The following is a 3,257-nucleotide window of genomic DNA, read 5'->3' as shown; positions in this document are numbered from 1 at the left end:
GGGCTCATAACCCAGAGGTCGCAGGTTCAAATCCTGTCCCCGCTACTCAGTAGCAACGAAGGCCCGGAGGATCCGTCCTCCGGGCCTTCGCCGTTCCCGAAGCCATCCCGGAAGCCGTTTCCGAAGCCGTTTTCCGGAGCCGTTTTCCGATCCAGGAATTGCGGTCGCTCATCCCGCTCCGGCGCATGCCTCCGCCTCGGCCAGGTACCGCGCCACCGGGCCCAGGGTCAGCATTCCGCTGCCGGCGCCGGCGTGTTCCGCACGGGCACCACGCAGGGCAGCCGCGGCGTGCGCGGCGATCCCGCGCTCGCCGAGGCGTACGGCAGCGCGGGCGGTCAGGCACCACATGGCCTCCTGCATGTGGTCGCGCGGTGGTTCGGGCGCCGCGACGAGGGCGGTGCGGGCCTGCTCGCCGCGGTCCTGGGCGAGCAGCACGAGGGGTCGCGCCCAGGGTCGGTACGGGCCCCAGTCGAGCTGCGGGTCGGTGGGCGCGGGCCGGTCGTGCAGCAGGCGCAGTCCCAGCAGGGCGAGCGGGAACAGGCCGCGGTGCAGCCCCGGCATCCCGGCCGTCCGGAGGGCGTCCTCGGCAGCGCGGTAGTGCGCCGCCGCCGCGGCGGCGGTTGGTCCGCCGGATTCGGCACTGCGGGCGGCTGCGGCCCGGGCCCTGAACCACCCGGTGAGGACGGGGACGAGCGGCGCCTCGGTGGTGGCGGCGAGCCGGTCGGCCGCTTCGGCGTACGAGGTCGCGGTGTCGAGGTCGCCGAGGGCCGAGGCGGACTGCAGGCGGACGAGGAGGCCGAGTACCGCGAAGTTCGGCAGCTCGTGCCGGGTGGCCAGGTCGAGGATCTCGGCGCCGGTGCCGTCCCGTACCGCCGCGAGCCCGGGGCTGCCGAAGGACTGCAGGAACACCCCGTTGAGGGCGAAGGCCAGCAGGGCGGGGTCGGCCAGGTCCCGTGCCAACCGCTCGGCCCGACGCGCCGCCTGCCGCGCGCGCTCCAGCTCGGCCCCCGACAGATCGGCGCTGCGGCTCTCGACGGCGACCGTGGCCAGCAGGCGGGCGCGCAGGTCGGCGGGGCCGTCCGCGCCGAGCCCGGTGAGCGTGCGCTCGGCGGCCGCGACCACGGCGCGGGACTGCTCGGGGTCGTCGGCCCGGCTCCAGACGGCGGGCACGTCGTAGGCGCCGATGATCCGGGCGGTCAGGGAGAGGTCTCCCGTGCGTTCCGCCGCACTGATGGCGGCGAGACGGTCGCGCCGGGAGCGGACGAGGGCGTCGCCACCCGCCAGGGCGAGGGTGCGGGCCAGATCCACGGTGGTGCGCGGGCCGAGCCGGACACCGTGACCGGTCCAGGCGGTACCCGCTCCTTCGGGGGGAACGGCCCCGTTGAGGATGTCCGTCTCCAGGCGCTGCAGGCCGCCGCCGGGGTCGAGCCCGAGCTGGTCGACGAGCATGGCGCGGGCGCGGCGGAGGGCGGCCAGCGCGTCGGCCCGGCGGCCCGCGCGGTACAGCGCGCGGGCAAGCAGCTCCCAGGCCGGCTCGCGCCACGGGTGTTCGGCGACATGGGCACCCAGTTCGGCGACGAGGTCGGCCCCTTCCCCGGAGTCGAGAAGGATCCGGGCGCGCAGTTCCACCCCCTCCAACCTCAGCTCCTCCAGCCGGACCCGCTCGCGCTGCGCCCATGCGGAGCCGGTCACATCGGCGTAGGCGGGCCCGCGCCAGGACGCGAGGGCCGCGCCGAGGTCGGTCACCGCGTCGGCGTTGCGGCGGGCTCGGGCCAGGGCGTCCTGGAACCGGTGGATGTCCACCTCCTCGCGCGGCATGCGCAGCGCGTAGCCGGGGCCCTCGGTGACGATGACGCGCGGCGGGCTGCGGGGCGGTCGCTCGGGTTCGAGGGCGCGGCGCAGCGCGGCGACGAACGTGCGCAGCGCGCCCACGGCGCGGGCGGGCGGGTCGGTCCACAGGTCGTCGACGAGGGTGTCGGTGGTGACCGTCCGCCCCTCGGCGGCGACGAGCCGGGCGAGCACCTCGCGATGGCGGGGTCCGCCCAGGTCGACCGGGCCGCCGTCGTCGCGGAGGGCACGCACCGCGCCGAGCACGTCGATTCGCATGACCCCATCCTCCGTGCCGGAGGCAGACCGCGCCCAGCCGTACTGATCGGCTGCTGATCGCCGTCGCCCAGGCTGGTCCCGTCGAGTCCCCGACCCGAGAAGGTGGTCCCTCATGACGCTCACGATTCCTGGCTTCGACCACGTCCGGCTGCCCGGCGCGGACGGTGTGGAGCTGGCTGCCGCGGTGGGTGGCAGCGGCAGTCCGGTCGTGCTGCTGCACGGATTTCCCCAGACCCACCTGATGTGGCGACACGTCGCCGAGCGGCTCGCCGACGAACACACGGTGGTCCTTCCCGACCTGCGGGGCTACGGCGCCAGCGACAAGCCGGCGGCCACCGACCCCGAGGTGTACGCCAAGCGCACCATGGCCGCCGACGTCGTGGCCCTGACGGCGGCGCTCGGCCACGAGCGCTTCGCCCTGGCCGGCCACGACCGGGGCGCCCTGGTCGCCTTCCGGGCCGGGTTGGACCACCCCGAGACCGTCACCCACCTGGGCATCCTCGACGTCGTGCCGACGCTCGACATGTGGAACGTCCTGCGCGGTGCCTCGGCGGCGGTCGGCTACCACCTCTTCCTGATGGCGCAGCCGCCGGGCCTGCCGGAGGCGATGATCACCGGCAGCGCGGACGCGTTCTTCGGCTCGTTCCTCGACGCCTGGGCCCACGACCCGACCGCCCTGCCCGAGGAGGTACGTGCCGAGTACCTGCGCGCGAGCGCCGCGGCGGTGACATCGATCGTCGCGGACTACCGGGCCTCGGCGGACATCGACATCACGCACGACCGGGCGGACCTGGACGCCGGGTCGCAACTGGCCATGCCCGTGACGGTCGTCCAGCAGGACTGGGGCGCGCAACTCGGCTACGACGCCGCCGCGGTGTGGAAGGCGTGGGCGCCGGACCTGGACCACCGGCTGACCCGCGCCGGGCACTTCATGGCCGAGGAGGCACCCGACGAGATCGCGGCCGCGATCCGGAGCCTGCTGGCCCGCTGAGCCTCCCGCTCGGGTGCTGCCGACGCGACCCGGTCGAAAGGGATTCGCTTTCGCCCACCCCGTGCCGTAGGGTCGTGTTCACCGACGCGGGGTGGAGCAGCTCGGTAGCTCGCTGGGCTCATAACCCAGAGGTCGCAGGTTCAAATCCTGTCCCCGCTAC

General features: G+C 74.8%; 2 protein-coding genes and 1 tRNA gene. 2 read left to right on the top strand and 1 reads right to left on the bottom strand.

Annotation, left to right across the window (positions count from 1 at the left end; all coding sequences use genetic code 11):
- Positions 1-168 precede the first annotated feature (168 nt).
- Positions 169-2,106, bottom strand: coding sequence for an AfsR/SARP family transcriptional regulator (locus IF01_RS0140690; RefSeq protein ID WP_030398668.1), 1,938 nt, complete (start codon positions 2,104-2,106; stop codon positions 169-171).
- Between the two features lie 112 nt (positions 2,107-2,218).
- Between IF01_RS0140690 and IF01_RS0140685 the strand changes: the two genes are divergently transcribed.
- Together IF01_RS0140685 and IF01_RS0140680 are read left to right on the top strand one after the other, a co-directional pair.
- Positions 2,219-3,097, top strand: coding sequence for an alpha/beta fold hydrolase (locus tag IF01_RS0140685; RefSeq protein WP_030398667.1), 879 nt, complete (start codon positions 2,219-2,221; stop codon positions 3,095-3,097).
- 85 nt (positions 3,098-3,182) lie between these two features.
- Positions 3,183-3,256 (top strand) — tRNA-Met (locus tag IF01_RS0140680).
- Position 3,257: the final 1 nt, after the last annotated feature.

The organism is Kitasatospora purpeofusca, from assembly GCF_000718025.1.
In the GTDB taxonomy this organism is placed as follows: Bacteria; Actinomycetota; Actinomycetes; order Streptomycetales; family Streptomycetaceae; genus Kitasatospora; species Kitasatospora purpeofusca.
This window is presented reverse-complemented; position numbering and strand designations above follow the sequence as displayed.

Bases quoted from the DNA above. Each gene is read 5' to 3' on its own strand.
- IF01_RS0140690 (WP_030398668.1), bottom strand. From the start codon at position 2,106: ATGCGAATCGACGTGCTCGGCGCGGTGCGTGCCCTCCGCGACGACGGC.
- IF01_RS0140685 (WP_030398667.1), top strand. From the start codon at position 2,219: ATGACGCTCACGATTCCTGGCTTCGACCACGTCCGGCTGCCCGGCGCG.